Annotated in this window: 2 protein-coding genes; both read left to right on the top strand. The window is 35.5% G+C overall.

The genetic code is table 11. The annotated features are described in order from the left end of the window. Positions 1-503: 503 nt before the first annotated feature. Complete coding sequence (locus tag COX95_00585; protein PIZ86605.1) at positions 504-4,700, top strand: hypothetical protein; 4,197 nt, start codon at positions 504-506, stop codon at positions 4,698-4,700. A gap of 10 nt (positions 4,701-4,710) precedes the next feature. Further along, the coding region (locus COX95_00580) for a hypothetical protein (protein PIZ86604.1) at positions 4,711-6,493 on the top strand (1,783 nt) is incomplete at its 3' end.

Below are 6,493 nucleotides of genomic sequence, written 5' to 3'. Positions count from 1 at the left end.
ATCTATTCTTAATCTAATCCTTAAAACCCTGGAAGACACCTTCTCATGGGTAGGCAAGGTTAGGGATTTTGTGGGCGGACAGTTTAGTAAACTATTAGGTAAATAATTCAAAAAATTTTAATCGAGCTGAAAAGAGAAATAAATATGCCTCTTGCGGCGTATTTATTGTTTCGTAAGATTGATAATATAAATCCATAAATCCGAAAACCTCCTTTTTTGTCATTCCTGCGGAAGCAGGAATCCAGAAAGTACTAGATTCCCGCCTTCGCGGGAATGACGAGATTAGTAACTTTTCTTTCAATAATGTCTATCAGGATTTATTAATGAGGTTTTCGGATTCACAGCTAGACTATTGACTAATTTACAAAAATAAGGTATAATATATATTATAATATAGACTTGTAGAGAAACAGAATAAAAAATTATACTCAATTTACGATCGTTTGTCCACTTGATTAAATAGCAGCAGTAAGCAGAATAAAACAAAAATAAAAAAGGAGACAATGAGAAAATTTAAATCAGGCACGAAAATTTTAAAAGCAGGCATTTTTTTGGCTGTAATAGGAGCCACCCTGTTTTTTTTAAATTCCAGTGAATCACAAAAGGCAGATATAAAATCAGATAATATAAATATTAGTAAATTTGTTCATCTTACATTTGATCCGGAAAGAGGTTTGGATGCGCTTCGTTTTTCAGCGCAAGATATCCTTACTTTAAACAAAGAAGAAAAATCAAAAGATTATATTTCTCCCGTTTACAATCTGTCTTTTGAATCAAACGCCATATCACCAGACTGGCAAGGGCAAGAGCTAAAAGACAACTCAGTGAAACTGTTTGTAAAATTAAATGATTCAAAGGGTTGGAATGATTGGCAGGAAGTGAAGGTAGAAGATATCGATGAAGGAAAGGATGGGACAAAGACCGATAAAAAATTCGGTGAATTATTTTTTGGCAATAAAATAAACGCTTTTCAATATAAAGTAAGCTTGTCAAAGAATACGGACGGAAAGCCACCCGTTATCCGAAACGTTAATTTTTCTAATATAGACTCAACAAAGGGGCCTAAGCTCTCGCCTAACCAAGGCATAATCAAAAAAGCGAACGCTTCTCCGCGAATTATTTCTCGAGCAGAATGGGGATGCCCGGAAAAGGATTATTCTCCAGATTGGCCTCCCCAATATCAATCAGCAACCCATGTTATTATTCATCATACAACTGGGGATATAGGATATGGAGATACATATAGCCAAATGAGGGCTATTTGGCATCACCATAGATATAGAACCAATAGCGACGGTAGCGTTTGGGGTGATATCGGCTATAACTATGTCATAGATGGTTATGGCAACGTTTTTGAAGGTCGTTTCGGAGGAGAGAATGTAGTTGGAGGACATGCTTATCCATATAATTGGGGTTCTATCGGAATCTCTATAATGGGTGATTATGTAAATCATGATATTTCTGATGCATCAAGAAGCTCTTTAACTGATGTGATGGCTAAAAAATTTGGGGATCGAAATTTATATCCAACTGGTAATCGTGTAATTGAAGCAAAAAACGTGAACGGTAATAAAGTATCTGATTATTGGGGAAGAACCACCCCCTCCCTTAATGGAATTATAGGACATAGAGACGCTAACCCAACTGCCTGTCCTGGCGGAGCTTTTTTCAATACCTTTGGCAATGAAAATTGGGGGATAAGATACTGGACCAATCTTCAATATAATCAATACAAAAGTTCAATCTCTATTTCTGAATTTTCAATATCTCCGTCCAACCCTTCTTTAGGTGAGACAGTGACAGTTAAATTTAAGGCCAGGAATCTTTTGAATGCCTCAAATATTGTTGAATCAGTCGGAGTTGCTACTAGGTTTGGAGAATGGAATGAAGACACTGGGTTTAACAATAATGTAACTTTTTATCCAAATGAAACTAAACAATTTGAATACACAAAAAAATATTGGAGACTTGGAACTTATTCATCTTGGATCTCATATAAACAATACGGTATATGGCGGAATGCCTTTTCTGATAGTGGAGTTCCGGGAGGATTAAATATCGCAACTCATATACCAAATGTAAAAGTTATAGAAAGTTTATCCTTAAATCCTGAATATCCTCTTGCAGATCAAACCCCCGAAACTTCTTTTAAGATTCATAATTATGATTCTAGGCCAGCAACTATTAATGCAATCGGAGTAGCAGTAAGATTTAATGGACAAAATAGAGACTTTGTTTGGAAGCCTATTACTTTAGATCCGGGTGCAGAGTATACTTATGCCGATTCTCAGACTTTCAGTCAGGTAGGACAATATTCAAGCTGGGTATCTACTTTATGGCCAGATAATAATTGGAGAAACATAGGGGCAGATCAAAACAAAAAATCTGATTTAAATTTTGGTGTATATCAAACACCCGCCGATTCAAAAATTTCATCATCATTAAGTATCTCCCCTAAATATCCAGTTAAAGGACAAACAGTTACTGCTTCTTTTAGAGTCAAAAACTTTGGAAGTCAGTCAATAAGATATTATAGAATTGGTGTTGCTCTTCGCGGACCAAATGATTTCGATTTAATTAATGATTTTACTTGGCGTACAGAAGTAATTCCTGGCAATACAGAAGTTACATTAAATTACAGTAAAGTTATCAATGAAGCAGGAAGTTATTCTGCTTATCTGTCTTCTTATAATGGAAGTTCTTGGAGTAGTGATCTGCCGAAGACTTCAAACGATGTAAGTTTATCTTCAAACTTTACAGTTTATCAAACAGCAGCTGATCCAAAAATTACTTCATCTTTAAATATAACCCCTCAAGATCCGGTTATGGGTCAAGCGGTTACCGCATCTTTTGAGATTAAAAATTTTGGCGATCAGCCTATTGATTTTAAATCCTTGGGAGTTGCCGTTAGGATAAATAATCAGCCCCAAGATTTTACTTGGAATGCATATACTCTTTTAGGAGGCGAACCGAAAACCATTACCTTAACTCAAAACTTCAATTCCGCCGGTAATTATAGCGCATGGATATCAGCCTATTGGCCGGCTGGTTATTGGAGTTCATTCCAAACAACCGGTACAAATATTCAAACTTCCGCAAACTTTGGAGTAAGTGATTTTATTGATAAAATACGAATTTCTTCATTTTCAATATCACCCACTAACCCGGTAGTTGGGGAAGAAGTAACCGCAACGGTTGGGGTTACAAATTTAAGTAACGCAAATATTTCTATCAATACTTTTGGAGTTGCCGTTAGGATTAATCCAAAAGACGGATTTTTACCTAAAGATTTTGCTTATACTTCTTTAAATCTGCAAGCAAATCAACCAACAACTTTAACTTATAAACAGGTTTTTAATAATTGGGCATACTACGAAACATTTATTACTTATTATTATGGCGGTAAATGGTACTATCCTATGAACAATAATGGTGTTTCTGGAATGTTAAGTTTTACTACTCATTTACCAGATATAAGAATTACTTCCAATATTGTGATAGATTCTGTAAGTCCTATAATGGGCCAGACAATAGGAGGCTATTTTACTGCGAAAAGTTTTGATTCAAGGCCAGTAAATTTAACTATGGGGATTGCGTCAAGGTATGATAATCAAAACAAGGATTTTGAATGGAAAAATATTACTTTCCAGCCGGGAAAAAGTAAGCAGTATAGTGCAACAAGAACAGCTGATGCTGTTGGCAATCACTGGGCATGGATTTCAGTTCACTCGCCTTTAGGATATTGGTACACACCTTCTTTGGCGGATGGCGCAACTATATCTAGCACTCAATTTAATGTGATTGCTCATCTAACTACACCTATAGTAGTAACAGGTGTAGGCGGAGATTATGCAATTAGAAATTCAAGCGGACAAACTTTAGCCATTAAAAACCAATGGAACGAAACCTCTGTTTCTTATACAAATGGAAAATATTATATTACTGCTCCAAACTTTGCGCTGGTTACTAATTCTTATATCAGATTAGAACCAATTGGAAACACAGTTATGCAAATTAATTCTTATTATGATCCTAACTGGAACAGCACTATAAATTACAATCGTTTTAAGGGTACAATTGAAATTAAATATTCCCAAACCTCCAATGCTTTGTGGGCTATTAATGATTTACCAATGGAAGATTATTTAAAAGGAATGGCTGAGACCTTGCCGTCATCTCACCAGGCTCACTTAATGACAATGTCAGTAGCTGAACGGAGTTACGCTTATTATCACCTTGTGCATAATGGCAAACATCCGGGTGAGCCTTTTCATTTATTGAATTCGCGTACCGTGAATGGAGTAAAAAACGGGGATGACCAGGTTTATGTAGGCTATGGGATTGAAGAACAATCTTCTGCAATAAGAGATGCTGTTAATGCTACTTCCCAAAAGGTTGTTACTTATAATAGTTTGCCGGTTGTAACTCCTTATTTTTCTAGAAGCGATGGGATTACTCTTTCCGCCCAAGACACTTGGAGATGGGATTGGGCTCCATGGTTAATTTCTGTTCCAGATCCTGACTGTAATGGTATGACTAGAGCTGGACATGGAGTTGGTTTATCTGCTTACGGGGCATTAAAAAGGGCAGAACGAGGGGATTCTTATGAATCTATTTTGCAGTATTATTACAGAGGTACTTCTTTGGGAAGTATTAATAATCCTGGTATTAAGATAGGAATTTATAAAGTTCAATATTAATGAGGTTAATGTGAATATAAAAAAATTCATAGTTATTACTATTTTTTTCTTTATAACAAGTTTATTTTTGTTTTTTAATTCAAATAGAGTTTATTCAGCTGATGGTCCTGTTTTGAAGGGTGAGTTTAAGAAAGATGAATTATTAGTTAAATTTAAAAATCAAAATTATATTGATAGTCTTTTAAGTGATTTAAAAGTAGAAAAGAAGACTAACATTACTAATGGTTTATACAAAGTGAAAATTGCCGCAAATGAAGATATTGAAAAAGTTTATAAGCTTCTTAAAGCAAATTCAAACATTGATTATGTTGAACCAAATTATAAAGTAAAAATTGCCGCCGCTCCAAACGATTCTTATTATTCGCAGCAGTGGGCTTTACAAAAAATTAGTGCTTCGTCTGGTTGGGACAAAACTCAAGGTAATTCAACTACGAAAATTGCAATAATAGATACAGGAGTTGACTATAACCATGAGGATCTTCAATCAAAGATATGGGTTAATTCTGGTGAAATAAGCGGTAATGGAATTGATGATGATAATAATGGATACATTGATGATTATAATGGGTTTGATTTTTTTAACGGTACTTTGCAAAATCCTTCGCTTCCTTTTAATAAAGATACTAACAAATGGGTTAATGATAGTAATGCCGCTATTGATGATCATGCTCACGGAACTTGTGTAGCCGGAATCGCCGGAGCGATTTCAAATAATAGTGTTGGTGTAGCCGGAATTGACTGGAATGCAAAAATTGTTCCCTTAAAAGCCTTAGGTAGTGATGGCAGTGGTTATATTTCTGATATTGTTGCAGCCATTCAATATGCCGCCGATAATAATATAGCTGTTGTTAATTTAAGTTTAATTTCTGATAGCTACAGCTCATCCTTGGAAAGTATAGTAAATTATGCTTATGGAAAAGGTGTTATTATTGCTGCCGCTGCCGGAAACGATGATTCTAGTAATGTGCTTTACCCCGCTAAGTTTACAAATGTTCTAGCTGTGGGTGCGAGCAATTCTTCAGACCAAAAAATTACTCCAAGTATGACTGGTGGAGTTTGGGGTTCTAATTATGGTCCGGAATTAGATGTAGTAGCGCCGGGAATAAATCTTTACACCACTGATATATCAGGAGTTGGGGGTTATAGTAATGGAAATTATCTTTTCGATTTTAGGGGGACTTCCGGCGCTACACCTCATGTTGCCGGAGAAGCAGCCTTATTAAAAGCTTTTTTCCCTTCATTTAGCAATAGTCAAATTATGTCTAAAATAAAAAGTGGGGCGGATAATATTGATAGCGTTAACCCGAGTTATTCAGGCTTATTAGGAAATGGTAGAATTAATTTGGAAAAAACTATTTCATTTGAATCATCGGTTTCCTCTAGTCTTAATCTTTCTCCTGCATCTGTAATAGTCGGCGGTAGCAATACTGCTTCTGTTACTATTCATAATTATTCTTCTTCCCCAATAACCTACAAAGCCTTAGGAGTTGCTGTTCGTTTAAATGAGCCGGCTTGGAATCCAAGGGATTTTACATATGATAATAATGTAACAATCGATGCGGGCGCTGATTATGTTTTCGAGAAATCTAAAAACTTTACTGAATTAGGTAACTATAGAATGTGGGTTGCTGCTTTAGATAATACTGACCATTGGTTGTCATTAGGCAGTATAAATAGTTCTATTTATCAAATTACACCTCAAGCAAGTTACCCCAACTTAAAGATTTCCACATCTCTTTCTAAATCACCAAATGAAACCCCAGGATTAGGGCAGGAAATAACTTTTAATTTTA

Source organism: bacterium CG_4_10_14_0_2_um_filter_33_32, assembly GCA_002792735.1.
In the GTDB taxonomy this organism is placed as follows: domain Bacteria; phylum Patescibacteriota; class CPR2_A; order CG2-30-33-46; family CG2-30-33-46; genus CG2-30-33-46.
This window is presented reverse-complemented; position numbering and strand designations above follow the sequence as displayed.